Annotated in this window: 12 protein-coding genes and 1 riboswitch; of the genes, 8 read left to right on the forward strand and 4 right to left on the reverse strand. The window is 73.0% G+C overall.

Annotated elements, in window-relative coordinates:
• Positions 1 to 235: 235 nt before the first annotated feature.
• Both thrC and V5O40_RS12740 read right to left on the reverse strand, forming a co-directional pair.
• Entirely contained in the window at positions 236 to 1,522 is a 1,287-nt protein-coding gene (thrC, locus tag V5O40_RS12735) for a threonine synthase (protein WP_269738466.1), read from the reverse strand.
• Positions 1,523 to 1,531: 9 nt separating this feature from the next.
• Positions 1,532 to 1,667, reverse strand: a riboswitch (SAM riboswitch).
• A 120-nt stretch (positions 1,668 to 1,787) separates the two neighbouring features.
• On the reverse strand, positions 1,788 to 2,234 hold the full coding sequence (locus V5O40_RS12740; RefSeq protein WP_332905623.1) for a DoxX family protein: 447 nt from the start codon (positions 2,232 to 2,234) through the stop codon (positions 1,788 to 1,790).
• Positions 2,235 to 2,437: 203 nt separating this feature from the next.
• On the opposite strand from V5O40_RS12740, the gene V5O40_RS12745 reads away from it, so the two are divergent.
• Positions 2,438 to 3,190 carry a DUF4232 domain-containing protein gene (locus V5O40_RS12745; RefSeq protein ID WP_332905624.1) on the forward strand — a complete coding sequence of 251 codons (753 nt, stop codon included), beginning with the start codon at positions 2,438 to 2,440 and terminating at the stop codon, positions 3,188 to 3,190.
• A gap of 39 nt (positions 3,191 to 3,229) precedes the next feature.
• Here V5O40_RS12745 and V5O40_RS12750 read toward each other — a convergent pair whose 3' ends face one another.
• Positions 3,230 to 4,129 carry an ABC transporter permease gene (locus V5O40_RS12750; RefSeq protein ID WP_332905625.1) on the reverse strand — a complete coding sequence of 300 codons (900 nt, stop codon included), beginning with the start codon at positions 4,127 to 4,129 and terminating at the stop codon, positions 3,230 to 3,232.
• Positions 4,129 to 6,996 (reverse strand): alpha/beta fold hydrolase, encoded by a 2,868-nt coding sequence (locus V5O40_RS12755; RefSeq protein WP_332905626.1) that lies wholly within the window; start codon positions 6,994 to 6,996, stop codon positions 4,129 to 4,131. Before V5O40_RS12755 ends, V5O40_RS12750 begins: the two co-directional genes overlap by 1 nt.
• 368 nt (positions 6,997 to 7,364) lie before the next feature.
• Between V5O40_RS12755 and V5O40_RS12760 the strand changes: the two genes are divergently transcribed.
• The 7 genes from V5O40_RS12760 to V5O40_RS12790 are packed head-to-tail and all read left to right on the forward strand — an operon-like array spanning position 7,365 to position 15,775.
• A complete protein-coding gene (locus tag V5O40_RS12760; protein WP_332905627.1) occupies positions 7,365 to 8,537 on the forward strand; it encodes a hypothetical protein in 1,173 nt (390 codons plus the stop codon).
• Positions 8,524 to 11,103 carry a sensor histidine kinase gene (locus V5O40_RS12765; RefSeq protein WP_332905628.1) on the forward strand — a complete coding sequence of 860 codons (2,580 nt, stop codon included), beginning with the start codon at positions 8,524 to 8,526 and terminating at the stop codon, positions 11,101 to 11,103. The genes V5O40_RS12760 and V5O40_RS12765 overlap by 14 nt, the downstream gene beginning before the upstream one ends.
• Complete coding sequence (locus V5O40_RS12770; protein WP_164448556.1) at positions 11,100 to 11,564, forward strand: roadblock/LC7 domain-containing protein; 465 nt, start codon at positions 11,100 to 11,102, stop codon at positions 11,562 to 11,564. The genes V5O40_RS12765 and V5O40_RS12770 overlap by 4 nt, the downstream gene beginning before the upstream one ends.
• Positions 11,561 to 12,043 (forward strand): DUF742 domain-containing protein, encoded by a 483-nt coding sequence (locus V5O40_RS12775; protein ID WP_269738473.1) that lies wholly within the window; start codon positions 11,561 to 11,563, stop codon positions 12,041 to 12,043. Before V5O40_RS12770 ends, V5O40_RS12775 begins: the two co-directional genes overlap by 4 nt.
• Positions 12,021 to 12,791 (forward strand): GTP-binding protein, encoded by a 771-nt coding sequence (locus V5O40_RS12780; protein WP_332905629.1) that lies wholly within the window; start codon positions 12,021 to 12,023, stop codon positions 12,789 to 12,791. Before V5O40_RS12775 ends, V5O40_RS12780 begins: the two co-directional genes overlap by 23 nt.
• A gap of 42 nt (positions 12,792 to 12,833) precedes the next feature.
• Complete coding sequence (locus V5O40_RS12785; protein ID WP_332905630.1) at positions 12,834 to 13,349, forward strand: hypothetical protein; 516 nt, start codon at positions 12,834 to 12,836, stop codon at positions 13,347 to 13,349.
• Positions 13,350 to 13,384: 35 nt separating this feature from the next.
• A complete protein-coding gene (locus V5O40_RS12790; RefSeq protein ID WP_332905631.1) occupies positions 13,385 to 15,775 on the forward strand; it encodes an AAA family ATPase in 2,391 nt (796 codons plus the stop codon).
• The last annotated feature ends 3 nt before the right edge of the window (positions 15,776 to 15,778 follow it).

The following is a 15,778-nucleotide window of genomic DNA, read 5'->3' on the forward strand; positions in this document are numbered from 1 at the left end:
CCGGCAGCCTGCGCCAGCGACAGACGAGCGGGCCAGCGAATTTTCGCTGGCCCGCTCGGACGTTGGTCGGGAGGGACGATCGCACAACGCCTCCGGCGCTGGGTCGTAAAGACTGAAAGTCTACGGCGAAGCGCCCTCCCGCACGGAGCATCTTGCGCCGTCCGTTTGCGGTCGTCAAGTCCCTGGCGGCGTGTTTCGCTCACTCCCTGCGAAATACCGCTTACTCATCCGTTCGTCAGCTCAGCAGGCCCGCGTCCCGAGCGGCCCGCAACGAAGGCTTGATCCGGTGGGTGGGACCGACCTCACCGGCGACCGCGTCGAGGGTCTTCAGCCCTTCGCCGGTGTTGAACACGACCGTCTCGGCGGTCGGGTCCAGCCGGCCCGACTCGACGAGCTTGCGCAGCACCGCCACGGTCACCCCGCCGGCCGTCTCGGCGAAGACCCCGGTGGTACGCGCCAGCAGCCGTACCGCCGCGCGGATCTCGTCGTCGTCGGCGTGGTCCATCCAGCCACCGGTGCGGCGCACCGCCTCCAGGGCGTACAGCCCGGCCGCCGGGTCGCCGATGTTCAGCGACTTGGCGATCCCGGTCGGCTTGACCGGGGTGATGGTGTCGGTGCCCGCGTGCAGTGCGGTGGCGATCGGGTTGCAGCCGGCCGACTGTGCGCCGAAGACCTTCCAGCCGCCGGCCGGTGCCTCGACCAGCCCGATCTCGACCAGCTCGCTGAACGCCTTGTCGATCTTGGTGAGCAGCTCGCCGGAGGCCATCGGGATGACCACCTGGGCGGGGATCCGCCAACCGAGTTGCTCGGCCACCTCGTAGCCGAGCGTCTTGGACCCCTCCGCGTAGTACGGCCGCACGTTGACGTTGACGAAGGCGGTGTCCTCGAACTCGTCGGTCTCGACCAGCTCGCCGCAGAGCCGGTTCACGTCGTCGTACGACCCGTCGATGGCGACCAGGTCGCCGCCGTAGACGGCGGTCGTGACGACCTTGCCCTGCTCCAGGTCGCCGGGGATGAAGACCACGGACGGCGTACCCACCCGGGCGGCGTGCGCGGCGACGGAGTTGGCCAGGTTGCCGGTGGAGGCGCAGGCGAACCGGGAGAAGCCGAGCGCGCGGGCGGCGGTGAGCGCCACCGACACCACCCGGTCCTTGAACGAGTGGGTGGGATTGGCGCTGTCGTCCTTGACCCACAGTGCAGCGGTGATGCCCAACTCGGCGGCGAGCCGGTCGGCGGCCACCAGCGGGGTGAACCCGGGGTCCAGGGTGACCCTGGTGGCCGGGTCCTGGCCGGCGGGCAGCAGGGCGGCGTACCGCCAGAGGTTGCGGGGGCCGGCCTCGATCTGCTCGCGGGTGACGGTGGCGAGGACGGCCGGATCGTAGTCGACCTCCAGCGGGCCGAAACACTCGTAACAGGCGTGCTGGGCGGCGAGCGGGTAGCGGGCCGAACAGGCCCGGCAGACCAGGGCACGAGCGGGGCTGGCGGCGGTGTCGATGCCGGACGGGGCGAGCGTCGACGTCATGTCGAAGTCCTCTCATCTTTCCCCGCATCGCACCCTGCGGCGGGGACGGAATTGGCACCTGCCCCGCTGGATGCTCACCGGTGAGCGCGCGAGGTGGTTGCCGGGGCGTCGTCGGGCCGTATCCCTCAGCCCCTCTGGATGAGGTATGCAGTTGTGTTGCCGAGTCTAGGCAATCCGGACGCAACCGTCGCCTGTCAATCCCAGCCTGTGAGCGAAACCTCAGCGGCGCCGTTGCCGCGCCCTCCGGCGCCGCTGAGCCTCACCGTCAGGCCGGCACGGACCGCCGTTCGCCCTCGCCGAGAGCGACCGTGGTAGCCCCGCGCCGCCACAGCGTGTCCACCGCCCAGGTACCCGGGCCGAGCACCGCCACCAGGAAGAACGCCCAGCAGAAGAGGACGGACAGTTCGCCGTTGTTCCGCAGCGGCAGCAGCGCCTCGGGCTGGTGGACCACGAAGTACGCGTAGGCCATCGAGCCCGACGCCAGCAGGGCCGCCGGCCGGGTGAACAGGCCGAGGAGCACGAGGGCGCCGCAGACCAGCTGGATCACCGCGGCGTACCAGCCCGGCCACTGGCCGAGCGGCACCGCCTCGCCGCTACCCCGGTTGCCGCCGAAGACGCCGAAGACCGATGACATGCCGTGAATGAGGAACAACAACCCGATGACGATGCGGAACAGGGACAGAGCCGGCCCGCCGAACCGGTCAGTGCGCATTGGTACCTCCTACGAGTGGGGTGGTGGTACCAGAATGCGGACTTGATAGATAGTTGTCGATGCAATCTCTCTTGGTGGGAACGCTCCCAGCGTCAGTCTAGCGGTCGAAACTTTCGGCGAGCAGGACCACGAGAAATCCTTACCGCCCGCTTACGCGAAGGCCGGGAACACCCGCCACCGCTGCCGGGTGCGACGATGCTCCGATGCCACGTACAACGGTCCGCAGCTCGGCCCGCGGTGTCCGTCGGCTCCGCGCGGTGCCGATCTCGATCGCGGCGGCGCTCGGCCTGCTCTCCGGGTGCGCACCAGCCGGCGACACCGCGACGGCACCACCCGCGCCGGTCCCAAGCTCCAGCGGACCGGGCGCCGCAACCTCCGGCGCCACGCCGCCCGGCCACGGCGGTCTCGACCGCCTACCCGCCCGCGACGGCGATCTCGGGGGGAATACCGGCCCGACGTCCGAATGCCCCGACTCCGGCGTCCGGATCACCTACCGCGGCGTCAGCGCCGCGATGGGGCTACGGGCGATGGGCCTGGAACTGGTCAACTGCGGCGACCGCACCTACCGGCTGCGTGGGTATCCGGAGCCGAGCCTGCGGGACGCCGACGGCAGGGCCATCCCGGTCAGGGTGATCCGGGGCGCGAAAGGGATCACCTCCGGCTTCGACGATCCACCCCGGTCGCTGGTGCTGGCCCCCGGTGAGGCGGCCGGCGCCGCCCTGCTCTGGCGCAACCTGGTCGACAACCCGACCGTGGTGGCGACGAACGCCGAGCACCTCGAGGTCGCCCCGTTACGCGGCCGACCCGCCCAACAGGTCGTCATTCAGGGGCGGATCGACCTGGGCAACACCGACCGGCTCGGGGTCAGCGCCTGGCGCAAGCAGGAGCCGAGCACGCCGCAGCCCACACCCTCGACGCCGAACCCGCCGCCCACCACACCGGCCCCGCTGCTCTGAGCCGTCCCGGCTGTGGCCGAGCGGTCGCGGGCAGCGCGCTCAGCTGGTGATGTCCTTGCGGGTGAAGCGCCAGAAGGCCAGGCCCCAGAACACGGTGGCGTAGCAGATCGCCGAGACCGTGCCCCGCACGATGTCGTCGGTCTGCACGGGCGTGGAGAGCAGCCCCAACCACGCGGTGCTGTAGTGGGTCGGCAGGAACGACCGGATGACGCCGAGCGCGGTGATCTGGTCCAGGATGCTGGAGAGGATCCACAGCAGCACCGCACCACCGACCGCGCCCAGCGCCGCGTCGGTGGTCACCGACAGCAGGAAGGCCAGCCCCGCGACCACCAGCAGGACGATCGCCAGGTAGCCGAGCACCGCGAGCAGCCGCAGCAGCCCCTCGCCCGGCTCCAGTTGGGCGGCGACCGTGCTGCGCAGCGGCGACCAGCCGTAGCGCAGGGTGCCGATGGCCAGTGCCGTGCCGGCGAGCAGCACCAACGCGAGCCCCGAGTACGCGAGCGCGACCAGCAGCTTCACCGTGAGCAGTCGGGCCCGGGGCACCGGAATCGCCAGCAGATAACGCAGGCTGCCCCAGCTCGCCTCGCTCGCCACCGTGTCGCCGCAGAACAACGCGACCACCACGACCAGCAGGAACGAGGCCGACACGAAGATGGTGAAGAGGGTGAAGTTCAGCCCGCCGGAGGTGGCGAGATCGATCAGGCTGCCGAACTCTCCGCCGCCGTTGTCGTCGTCGTTCGAGTCGAACTGGAACGCGATCAGGATGATCAGTGGCAACAGCACCATGAAGCCCAGCGCCAACTGGGTACGCCGGCGCGACGCCTGCCGGCGGAACTCCGCGCCGCACGGCAGCGTACGGGCGGGCCGGTAACCGGCCGCCGCACCCGAGGCGGCAACGGTGGTCGTGTCCCGCGTCGGCTCGACAGTCGATCCCGCCATCACCGGTCCCCGCTTCCCCGAGAGTTCTCGCCCACCAGAGCGAGGAAGGCATCCTCCAGGCGACGCCGGGGCACCACCCGGTCCACCGCGATCCCGGCCCGGACCAACTCCGCGACCACCTCGCTGCGGGCGGTGCCGTTGGTGTCGACCACCAACTGCCCGTCGGCGTCGTCGAGGATCCGTACGCCACCGAGGCCGTCGAGTACGGTCCGGGCCGCGCTCGGGTCACTCACCTCGAACAGCACGCTCGGCGAGTCGCCGACGATCTCCTCGACCGGTCCGGAGGCCACGATCCGGCCCTTGTCCACCACCACCGCGTGGGTGCAGGTCTGCTCCACCTCGGCGAGCAGGTGGCTGGAGACCAGCACCGCCCGACCGTCGGTGGCGTAGCGCTGGAGCACCCGGCGCATCTCGGCGATCTGCGGTGGGTCCAGCCCGTCCGTCGGTTCGTCGAGCACCAGCAGTTCCGGCAGCCCGAGCATGGCCTGGGCGATGGCGAGGCGCTGCCGCATGCCGTGGCTGTACTTGCGCACCCGCCGGTGCACCGAGGAGCCCAGACCGGCGATCTCCAGAGCCTGTTCGAAGTGGGCGTCGGTCTCCGGCCGGCCGGTCGCCCGCCAGTACGCCCGCAGGTTCTCCAGGCCGGACAGGTGTGGCAGGAACCCCGGCCCTTCCACCAGCGCACCGATCCGCGACAGCACGGGCGAGCCGGGCACCAGCCGGTGCCCGAAGACGTAGATCTCACCCGCGGTCGGCTGGGTCAGCCCCATCAGCACCCGCAGCGTGGTCGTCTTGCCGGCGCCGTTGGGTCCGAGCAGGCCGACCACCTGACCGGGGTGCACCTCGAAGTCCACCTCGGAGACCGCGACGAAGCCGTCGGCGTACTCCTTGCGCAGCCGGCGTACCGCCAGCGGGGTGTCCGCGTACTCCGGGTGCACCGAGGTGTCCTGGCGGCGGTGCCGGCGGCGTAGCACGGCCACGAGCACGACGAGCCCGACCACGATCGCGGTGAGCAGCCCGACCAGGATCCAGCGCCAGATCGCCGCCTCGGTGGGGATCGGGTCGGCGTCGACCGTCGGCAGGCTGACCGGGGTGTCGCCGAGCGCGACCGCGTGGACGGCCGGCTCGATCGGGGTCGTGTAGGCCTGGTCCGAGGTGGCCACCACCAGCCGGAGCCGGTGACCGGCCTCGACCCGGTGCACGATCGCGGGCAGGGTCACGGTGACCGGCGTGGCGGCGTCGACGCTCGCCGGCAGGCCGCTGAGCCGGATCGGCGCGATCAGCCCGCTGGGCAGGGTGGCCGCCCCTTCCGGGTCGACCACGTAGAGCTTGGCGAAGAGAACGGCCTCGCCGCTGCTCGACGCGGCGCGCAGCGACACGGTCGGCGCACCGACGATGTCGACCGCCTCGGTCAGCGGCTCGGACTCGAACCGGGCGTGCTGCCCGGGTATGTCGCCGGCCACCCCGCTGAGCAGCGAGCTCAACGAGCCGGCGAACGGCACCGAGGAGATCGCGGCGGGGTTGCCGCGGGGCGGGTTGGCCACCGGCTGGACCGGGCCGGCCACGGCCACCTCGACTCGGGAGTCGCCACCGAGACCGGGGTAGTCGTCGGTGCGGTAGCCGGTGGCGACCAGCCCACGGTCCATGGCGTCGAAGCCGGCGATCCGGGAGAAGGTGAAGGTGTCGCCCGGTGCCGCACCGTCGCCGGCGACATAGTGGTCGAGCCACTGCGCGGTGAGGAACTTGACCCGGTCGGAGTCGGTCTGTGGTCCCGCGCCGCCGTCGTGGCCGCCGGTGAACCAGGCGACCCGGACCGGGGTCCCGTTCGCGGCGATCCCCCGGGCGTTGGCGTCGGCCTCGGCCAGCGGGAAGAGGGTGTCCGCCGCGCCCTGCACCAGCAGGGTGGGCGCCTTGACACGGTTCAGCACCCCCGCCGGGCTGGACCGTCGCAGCAGGTCGACGGCGGCCTGGTCGGCCCGTCCGGTGGCGGCGATGCGCAGGTACGCGGCGCAGACGTCGGCGGCGAACCGTCCGCAGGAGGGATCGGGGAGAGCGCCGGCGGTCGGTGCGCCAGGTGCGGTACCGGGCCCCTGGCCCGGGGCGGGGCTGGGCGGCCCGGCACCCGGCGCGCCCTCCGGCGTCTCGGCACCGGTGCCGGAGATCCCGGCCGGGCCGGAGCCGACGTTTCCGCCGCCGCCGAAGAAGATGCCGGCCCAGCCCGACTTGAACACGCCCTCGGTCGGCTCGCCGCCGGTGCTCTCGGGCAGGAAGGCCCGGGACAGGTCATTCCAGGTGATCATGGGAACGATCGCGTCGACCCGCTGGTCCTGGGCGGCGAGCAGCAGGGACAGCGCCCCGCCGTAGGAGCCGCCGACCACGCCCACCCGGGGGTCACCGGCGGCGTCGGTACGGACCTCGGAGCGTGCGGCGAGCCAGTCCAGCAGCCGTTGGGCGTCGCGTACCTCGTGGTCGGGACTGTCCAGGTGAATCTGCCCGCCACTGCGACCGAAGCCACGCGCGGTCCAGGTCAGTACGGCGTAGCCGCGGTCGGCCAGCTCCTCGGCGTCGGTACGGACCGACTCCTTGGTGCCACCGAAGCCGTGGGCGAGCAGTACCGCGGGCACCGTACGGCCGGCCGCGGCGTCACGCGGAAGGTACAACGTGGTGTCCAGGTCGACCGGCTCGTCACCGCTCGGTCCGGACCGGACGGTGAGCATCGCGGACTCGGTACGGAAGCCCGGCCGGTCCGGCCAGACCGCCCAGAGCACGGCCACCGCCAGCAGGACGACAGCAGCCGTGGCGGCGACGGCCCGGCGGCCGGTGGGCAGGGCACGTCGGAGCCGCGCGGCCGAGAACGGCGATCTCATTGGGCACACGGTACGGCCCGAAACCTGAGTATTAGCTGAGATCCGCCGTACGTCCGTTCTGGTAGCCCGTTCGTCATCCGACGAAGGTCGTCCGCACACCGTCCAGTCGGCGAACCTTTGGGACGACTTCGCATCGCGGAAATTCCTGCCTTTCACTCGAATCTATACTCAAGTACGCCTATCTCCAGCGGAACGGCACCCACCGTGAGCGAAATGATCGCCGTGAGTCACATCGCTCGAAGTGACGCAAAGCTGACCCTCGCCGACCGGGCCCAAGTCAGCACGCTTCGATTAGTTTTCCGGTCCGGCGCACGGGACCGGCTCGTCGACGCCGTCGGACAACCTGCGCCACGCCGGAGGAGACAACCATGACCGTTCCCGCTCCGCGGGTCCGTCGCCGGCCCCGGACACCGGGCCGGCTGTTGCCGCTGCTACTCACCACCGCGCTGCTGCTGCCGGTGGCGTTCCTGGTCGGACAGGCACACGAACTCGTCGACACCGACCGCGACGTCGTCGCCCGGGAGCGGCTCGGCGTCGAGTACCTCCGCGCCCTGGGGCCGGTGACCGACGCGCTCGTCGACGCGCAGAGCGCCGCCGTCACCGGCCGGCCACTGCGGCGGGACACCCTCGACCAGGCGGTCGAGCGGGCCGCCACGGTCGACGCGCGGATCGGCGGCGAGTTGAGCACCAGCGAGCGGTGGGCCGGACTCCGCGCGAAGTTGGAGGCTCTACCCGAACGCGCGCTGACCGACCGGGAGGCCGCCTTCACCGTGTACGGCGAGGTGACCGACCTGTTGCTGGCCCTGCACAACAAGGTCCGGGAGACCTCCGGCCTGATCCGGGACACCGGCGTCGACGCGTACTTCCTCCAGGACGGCGTCGCGGAGGAGATGCCGGAGGCCATGGTGGCCGCCGGCCGCCTCACCGACCTGGCCGTGCTGATGAACCGCCGGTCCGAGGCCGAACGGCTCCAGTCGCTCAGCCAGCTGGCCACCCTCCGGGCCGCCGCCCTGCAACCCGCGAACGACCTGGCCAACAACCTGCGGGCGGTGGTGGAGAACACGGAGAGCGCCGACCTGGGCGCGAACGTGCTCACCCCCTTCGACGCGTACCAGCGGGCCGTCGAGACGATGGCCCTGCACTCCCAGCCGGTCGACCAGGCCGGCACGGTGGACACGACCCGGCTCCTCGCGGCCCGCAACGAGGCCCAACAGGCCGCGAAGCAGCTCCAACCGGTCCTGCTCGACGAGATCGACCGGTTGCTGGCGGAGCGGCTCGACGGGCTGGACCGGGACCGTCTGCTGATTCTCGGCGCGGGAGGCCTTGCCGCACTGCTGCTGGTCGGGCTCGCGGTGAACACCTGGATGTCCCGTCCGCGAGACACTTCCGCCGCACCGGCGGCCGGTGACGCACCGGCACCGCCACCCGGTGTCCGGTGGGACACCGCCGGAGCCCGTCCCATGGAACCGCCACCGGCGCTGCAGCCGGTCGGACAGGTCCACGAGCCGGATCGGTGGAGGCCCTTCGATGCTGCTCGGTAGGCTCCGGATCCGGGGCAAGCTGACCCTGTTGGTGACCATTCCCCTGCTCTGCATGCTGGGGCTGACCCTGCCGGTGGTCCTGGAACGCGCCGGAGTGGCCCAGCGAGCCGGCGAGATCGACCAGACCGTCCAGCTCGCCGGCCGGGTCGGCACCCTGCTCCAGCACCTGCAGCGGGAACGCATGCTCGCCATCGGCCTCCTGCTCGGGCAGGTCGAGCGCAGCGCACTCGTGCAGGAGATCGCGGAGGTGGACGACCGGATCGTCGACCTGCGGGTCGACTTCGACGACGAGCTTCCGGCCGAGGTGGGCCGGGCGCTCGACGGCGTTGCGCAACTGGCCGGTATACGTACGGCCGTACTGGCCGGCGAGGCGGCGCCGCCACAGGTGATCGGCGCGTACGGGCCGGTCCACGTCGCCCTCATCGACTCGCTGCGGCTGCCACACGACGTGGACACCCGGACCTCGGCCGGACGGCAGACGCTGGCGCTGGACAGCATCCTGCGCAAGAGCGAGGGACTCAGCGGCGGTGGTGCCCTGATCGTCCTGGTCGCCGCCGCACCGGACCCACGGTTCGCCACCGCGTTCGTGGCCAACATGGCCACACTCCAGTCGGAGAGCAACAAGATGCTCGGCCTGCTCACCCCGGAACAGCAGGCGCTCGTGAACATCGAGCAGACCGCCGTGGACGCCCGGACCAGCCCGGAGTTCCTGCAACAGAGCGCGCTCGACCCGGTGGCGGCGGTGGCGGGCATCCCCATCCAGGCCCTCTTCCCGACGGTCTCCTCGCTGATCACGCTGGGTCAGTTCGTCGAGAAGAAGCTGGTCGCCGACGTGACCGCCGAGGTACGCGCCCAACGGCAGGCGGCGCTTGCCGGCGCGTACTGGGTGACCGTGCTGGTCGCGGTGGTCCTGGTCGGCGTGGTGCTGCTCGCCCTGGCCATCGGCCGCACGGTGACCGGGCCGCTGACCCGGCTGACCCGCTCCGCCGACCGGGTCGCCCGGGTCGCCGAGTCCGAACTGGTCCGGGTGGCCGACGACGAGACCGACAACGCCCAACCCGTCCGCCTCGATCCCGTCGACGTCCGCGCCCGGGACGAGGTGGGCGACCTGGCCCGCGCCTTCGAACGGGTGCAGAACACCGCCGCCAGGCTGGTGGAACGGCAGGCCGCGAGCCGGCGCAACGTCGCCCAGATGTTCGGTCACGTCGGCCGCCGTACCCAGAACCTGGTCGGTCGGCAGATCGCCCTGATCGACCGGTTGGAGCAGCAGGAGACCGACCCGGGACGGCTGGAGAACCTGTACCGGCTCGACCACATCTCCAGCCGGCTGCGGCGCAACGCGGGCAACCTGGTGGTGCTCTCCGGTGCGGTGGGCGACGTCGCGCACGTCGCGCCGGTTCCGCTGGCCAACGTGGCCCGCCTCGCCCTCGGTGAGATCGAGGACTACACCCGGGTGGACGTCCAGGTGCCGACCGAGGCCGCGGCGGCACCGGCGATCGTCGGCGACCTGGTGCTGGCGCTCGCCGAGCTGATGGAGAACGCCACGGTCTTCTCGCCGCCGCACACCCGGGTGCTGGTCAGCGGCGAACTCACCGAGAACGGCGTACAGCTCACCGTGGTGGACCACGGCATCGGCATGACCGAGGCACGGCTGACCGCCGAGAACGCCCGCCTCACCCGCCGGGAGCGGTTGGACCTCGCTCCGACCGAGGTGCTCGGGCTGTTCGTGGTGGGTCGGTTGGCCCGCCGGCACCACTGGGCGGTCGGTCTGTCCGCCACCCCGGGCGGCGGTGTCACCGCCACCCTCCAGATTCCGCGTACGTCACTTGTCGTCGGGACGCCCGAGCCGGCCGGCCTTCCGGCCCCGCCGGTCGGCCGGGCCGCCCCGGTGGCCGCACTGCCGGCCCGACACCAGCTCGAACCGGTGCCACCGCACCGGGACGCCCCGCCGGCGGTGGACCTGGCCGGCGCACCGACGGAACCGGCGGCGGTCCCGTCCGGGTTCAACCCCACGCTGCTGACCCGGGCGTCCGAGAGCATGGAGCTGTCCGAGTCGTGGGACGCGTTCGCCACCGCCCCGGAGCCCGCCGGCAGGGCCGGCGCGGAGCCGGCCGAGCTCGACCCGGAGACCGTTACGGTGCCGCAGGTCGCACCGGTGTCGGCGGTTCCGCCGACACCGATGCCCGGCGTCCGGCAGCGGGTACCGGGTGCCAGCCTGCCCAGGACGGCGCCGAGGGTGGGCCCGGTCGACGCCGGTGGCGTCGATCCGAGCGCCGCCCGCGCCGCCGTCGAGGCGTTCGAGTCGGGGGTACGCCGGGCCGAGCAGAGTCAGGCCGACGCCCTGCCACAGCCGGTCGCGCCGCCGGCTCCCCCCGGGCTGTCCCAGCTGTCCCGCAGGGTGCCCGGCGCCAACCTGATCGAGCAACTGCCGCAGCAACCGCTCACTCAGGACCCGGGCGATCCGGCCGAGGTCCGCGATCGCATGACCGCGTTCGAGACGGGCGTCGCCCGGGCTCTGCGCGATGTCCGTAACCACCGCAGCGACGACGAAGGAACGCCACGTTGACCAGCCCGCACGTGCACGAGAACCTCGACCACCAGAGCCACGGCGACCTCAGCCCCGAGGCCCGCACCTTCAACTGGCTGCTGGATTCCTTCACCTCCGGAACGGCGGGGGTGCTGGAGGCGATCGCCGTGTCGTCCGACGGCCTGCTGATGGCCATGTCCGCGATCAAGGACCGGTCCAACGCGGAACGTCTCGCCGCGGTCGTCTCCGGCATGACCAGCCTGGCCGGCGGTGCCGCCAGCTGGTACGCGTTGGGCGGCCTGAACCGGGTCGTGGTGGACATGGCCGAGGGCTACCTGCTGATCAGCGCGATCAGCAGTGGTTCGGTGCTCGGCGTGGTCGCCGACCGGTCGGCGAACCTGGGCACCGTCGCCTACGAGATGACCCTCTTCGCCGGTCGGGCCGGCGGGGCGCTCACCCCGCGTCTGATCGCCGAACTCAAGAACTCCGTACAGCAATGAATCCCGACGCCGCCGGTGCCGAACAGGAGCCGGTGATACGCATCCGGCCCTACCTGCGCGAGTCCTCCCCGGCCGGCCCCGCCGGCCCGGCGGGCGCACCGGCGGCGATCGGACCGGAGGCGGAGGAGGTCGGGCCGAGCGGCCCGCGCCCCTTCGTGCTGACCGCTGGCCGGGTGGCCGGCGCAGACCCCACGATCGGCCTGGAGACCCAGGTGACCGCCCGACCGACAACCGAACCTTGGAGCGTCACGGCCGCCCGGCTCAGCCCGGAACTCCAGGCGATCGTGGCGCTCTGCGGTGAACCGATCTCGGTGGCCGAGATCTCCGCCAAGACCCGGTTGCACTTCGGCGTGACCCGGGTGCTGGTGGGCGACCTGCGCGCCGCCGGCCACCTGGACGTACACGTGACCGACGCCGACGACGCCCTCGACCCCGACGTCATCCTGCGAGTGATTGATGGACTCCGTGCAATCTCCTGACTGGCCCGCCGCACCGCCGGGCGCGCTCGCCGCCAACAGCGCCGCGGCCCGCTACGGCGGTGCCGCACCGACCCCGCCGCCGATCGGCCGGGCCACCGCGCCACCGCCACCGCCGCACGCCGCCACGGCACCGCCGCCGTACCGGCCGCCCGCCGCGACGCCCGCCACACCGGGTGGTCACCGGGCGACACCGCCGATCCCGGTGAAGATCCTGGTGGCCGGTGGTTTCGGAGTCGGCAAGACCACCACCGTGGGATCGATCTCGGAGATCGCCCCGCTGACCACCGAGGCGGAGATGACCACCGCCGGGATCGGGGTCGACGACCCTGGTCAGCGCTCCGGGAAGACCACCACCACGGTGGCGATGGACTTCGGCTGTGTCACCATCGACCGAAGCCTGAAGCTCTACCTGTTCGGTACGCCGGGCCAGACCCGTTTCGGGTTCATGTGGGACGACCTGGCCCGGGGTGCGCTCGGCGCGCTGGTGGTGGTCGACAGCGCCCGGCTCGACGACTGCTACCCGGCGGTCGACTTCTTCGAGCGGGCGGGACTGCCGTTCGTAATCGGGGTGAACGCCTTCGACGGGCGGTTGGCGCACGACCTCGGTGCGATCCGGTGGGCCCTGGCGATCGGCGAACATGTACCCCTGGTGCAGTTCGACGCGCGGGACCGGCTCTCGGTCCGGGACGCCCTGCTGGTCGTCCTGGACCGCGCGCTGGACCGGGCCACCCGGGAGAAACGGGCCTGAGCCGACCGGCTCGCAGGCCCCTCGTGGGAAGGGGTGAGGCGGATGAGAGGCGGACTGGACGAGACTCTGGCCCGGATGCGTCGACGTGAGGAGGCGCTGCGCCGACGGGCCGCGGATCCGACCGTGCCGGCCGACGAACAGCCCGGCCCGGAGCCGGGCCACGGTCCCGGCCCCGGTTGGGGCCGGACCGACAGCCGCAACGCGGGGCCCGGCTGGTCGGCTCTCCACGAACCGGCCCACGAGGCACCGCCACGGCATCCGGTGGAGGACGTGGCCGAGGCGCTGCGCGCGGCCGTCGCCGCGCACCCGGGGGCGTCCGTCGCCGCTCGGGTCGAGCACGACGGGCAGGCGTACGACCTGCGGGTGGCCTGGGTCGACCAGGAGGTCACGGTCAGCGGGCAGCCCGCCGCGCCGCCACCGTCCTGGCCGCTGTCGGTGAAGACCGTGCCCGGCTGGTCCGCCGCGCAGGACGGGCTCAGCGACGACCCGGCGGCCCGGCTGGCCGAGTTGATCCGCCGGGATCCGTCCCTGCTCACCGGGGAGGAGCCGGCGGGCTGACCGGACGACGGGTGAGCAGGCGCTAGGGTCGGGCGGTGGGCGAACCCGAGCTGACCCTGATCGCGAGCCTGCGGCCGGCCGCACTGGACGCCCGGCGGGGCATCGTCCGGCTGCACCCGGAGGCGCTCACCGCCCTCGCGCTGCGCCCGGGTGACCCGGTCCGGCTGGCCGGGCGACGGGTCACCGCCGGCCTGGTCGCGGCGGCCGACGGCACGGCCAGCGCGGCGCTGCTGCTCGCCGACGACCTGATGCTGGGCAACCTCGGCGTACGCGACGGCGGGCAGGTGCGACTGAGCCCGGCTCCGGTCACCCCGGCCCGCCGGGTGCTGCTCACCGGGCCGGCCGAGGTCGTCGCGGTGGTCTCCCCCGAGATGCTGCGGCTGGCACTGCTCGGCAAGGTGGTGACCACCGGCGACGACGTCTCCCTGCTGCCCCAGGACGTGCTGCCGGACGCCTCGACCCGCACCCTGGTCGAGGCGGCCCGGCGCAGTCTCGCCACCCGGGTCGGCTACGCCTGGACCAGCACCCTGCTGCGGGTGCTGGTCGCCGAGCCGGATCCGGGCGCGCTGGTCACCATGGACACCCTCGTCGGCTGGGAGCACGGCCCGGAGACCCACGGTGGCGCCGGCACCGGCTCGGTCGCTCCCAGCCCGGACGGAACAGACCGACCGGGCGTCGGCGGGACCGGGGTCACCGGGACCGCGGGCGGCCGGTCGACGGTCACCAGGACGGTGGCCGGCGGCCGGGGCGGGAGCGCGGCCGGTCCCGACGGCAGCAGTGCGTGGACCGCCGGGCGAGCCGGCGGGGTTGGACGGCGGACCGACGGCAGCGGGCGAGCCGAGACCGCCCGGGCGGACGAACTGGACGTGCCGTCGGTCGACGAGCTGCCGGGCCTGCGCGCCCAGGCCGAGGAACTGACCGAGCTGCTCGACCTCGGCTTCCACCACCGGGAGGTGCTCAGTCGGCTGGGCACCACCGTGTCGCTGGGGGTGCTGGTGAGCGGTCCGGCCGGCTCCGGCAAGGCGGCCCTGGTCCGGGCGGTGGCGGCCCAGGTCGGTGCCCGGGTGCATCCGCTCTGGGCGCCGGAGGTCGCGGCGTTGACGAACGACTCGGCGGCGGCCCGGCTACGGGCGCTGACGGCCGAGACGCTGGCCGGCGGACCGGCCGTGCTGCTGGTCACCGACGTGGAGGCGCTGGCCCCGGCGGAGGCGCCCGGACCGGTGGCGACCGTGTTCCGGCGGTGCGTGGCGCAGCTCGTACAGGCCGGCGCGGCGGTGGTCGGCACCAGCAGCCGGCCGGAGGCGGTCGACCCGGCCGTGCGCTCGCCCGACCTGCTCTCGTTGCGGATCGACGTGCCGCTGCCCGACGCCGCCCTGCGCCGGGAGCAGCTGACCGTGCTGACCCGCCCGGTGCCCCTCGCCGACGACGTACGGCTGGACGAGGTCGCCGCGCGTACCCCCGGTTTCGTCGCCGCCGACCTGGCCGCGCTGGTCCGCGAGGCCGGGGTGCGCGCGGCGCTGCGGCAGAAGTCGGCGCAGACCCCCACGGTGCTGATGGCGGACTTCACCGCCGCCCTGGAGGTGGTGCGGCCGACCAGCATGGCCGCCGCCACCCTCGAACTGGCCCGGGTCACCCTGGACGACGTCGGCGACCTGGTGGAGGTCAAGCAGACGCTCACCGAGTCGGTGCTGTGGCCGCTGACCTACCCGGACACCTTCGCCCGACTCGGCGTGCAACCGCCCCGTGGGGTGCTGCTCTACGGTCCGCCGGGCTGCGGCAAGACCTATCTGGTGACCGCGCTGGCCGGGACCGGCCGGGCGAACGTGCTGTCGGTCAAGGGCGCGGAGCTGCTGTCCAAGTGGGTCGGGGAGAGCGAACGCGCGGTACGGGAGCTGTTCCGCCGGGCCCGGGAGGCCGCACCGACGCTGGTCTTCCTCGACGAGGTGGACGCCCTCGCCCCGGTACGCGGCCAGGCCACCGACGGCGGCACCACCGACCGGGTGGTGGCCGCCCTGCTCACCGAGCTGGACGGGGTGGAGGCGCTGCGCAACGTCGTGGTGGTCGGCGCGACGAACCGTCCCGACCTGGTCGACCCGGCGCTGTTGCGTCCGGGTCGGCTGGAACGGCTGGTGTACGTGCCGCCCCCGGACGCCGAGGCGCGGACGGAGATCCTGCGGGCCGCCGCGCGCAACGTGCCGCTCGCCGAGGGCGTCGACCTGCCCGCCCTCGGCACGGAGCTGGACGGGTTCTCGGCCGCCGACTGTGCGGCGCTGGTCCGGGAGGCCGCGCTGGCCGCGATGCGCGAGTCGCTGACCGCCTCCACCGTCACCGCCGAGCACGTCGCGGCGGCCCGGTCGCGGGTCCGCCCGTCCCTGGACCCGGCGCAGGTCGCCTGGCTCGCCGCGTACGCCGAACAGCGCGGCTGAGCA

It is taken from the genome of Micromonospora palythoicola, from assembly GCF_036689795.1.
Classification (GTDB): Bacteria; Actinomycetota; Actinomycetes; order Mycobacteriales; family Micromonosporaceae; genus Micromonospora; species Micromonospora palythoicola.

What these genes read in the sequence shown, in the direction of transcription:
- V5O40_RS12765 (WP_332905628.1), top strand. Translation starts at nt 8,524, where the DNA reads ATGCTGCTCGGTAGGCTCCGGATCCGGGGCAAGCTGACCCTGTTGGTG.
- thrC (WP_269738466.1), bottom strand. Translation starts at nt 1,522, where the DNA reads ATGACGTCGACGCTCGCCCCGTCCGGCATCGACACCGCCGCCAGCCCC.
- V5O40_RS12780 (WP_332905629.1), top strand. Translation starts at nt 12,021, where the DNA reads ATGGACTCCGTGCAATCTCCTGACTGGCCCGCCGCACCGCCGGGCGCG.
- V5O40_RS12740 (WP_332905623.1), bottom strand. Translation starts at nt 2,234, where the DNA reads ATGCGCACTGACCGGTTCGGCGGGCCGGCTCTGTCCCTGTTCCGCATC.
- V5O40_RS12750 (WP_332905625.1), bottom strand. Translation starts at nt 4,129, where the DNA reads ATGGCGGGATCGACTGTCGAGCCGACGCGGGACACGACCACCGTTGCC.
- V5O40_RS12760 (WP_332905627.1), top strand. Translation starts at nt 7,365, where the DNA reads ATGACCGTTCCCGCTCCGCGGGTCCGTCGCCGGCCCCGGACACCGGGC.
- V5O40_RS12745 (WP_332905624.1), top strand. Translation starts at nt 2,438, where the DNA reads ATGCCACGTACAACGGTCCGCAGCTCGGCCCGCGGTGTCCGTCGGCTC.
- V5O40_RS12775 (WP_269738473.1), top strand. Translation starts at nt 11,561, where the DNA reads ATGAATCCCGACGCCGCCGGTGCCGAACAGGAGCCGGTGATACGCATC.
- V5O40_RS12755 (WP_332905626.1), bottom strand. Translation starts at nt 6,996, where the DNA reads ATGAGATCGCCGTTCTCGGCCGCGCGGCTCCGACGTGCCCTGCCCACC.
- V5O40_RS12785 (WP_332905630.1), top strand. Translation starts at nt 12,834, where the DNA reads ATGAGAGGCGGACTGGACGAGACTCTGGCCCGGATGCGTCGACGTGAG.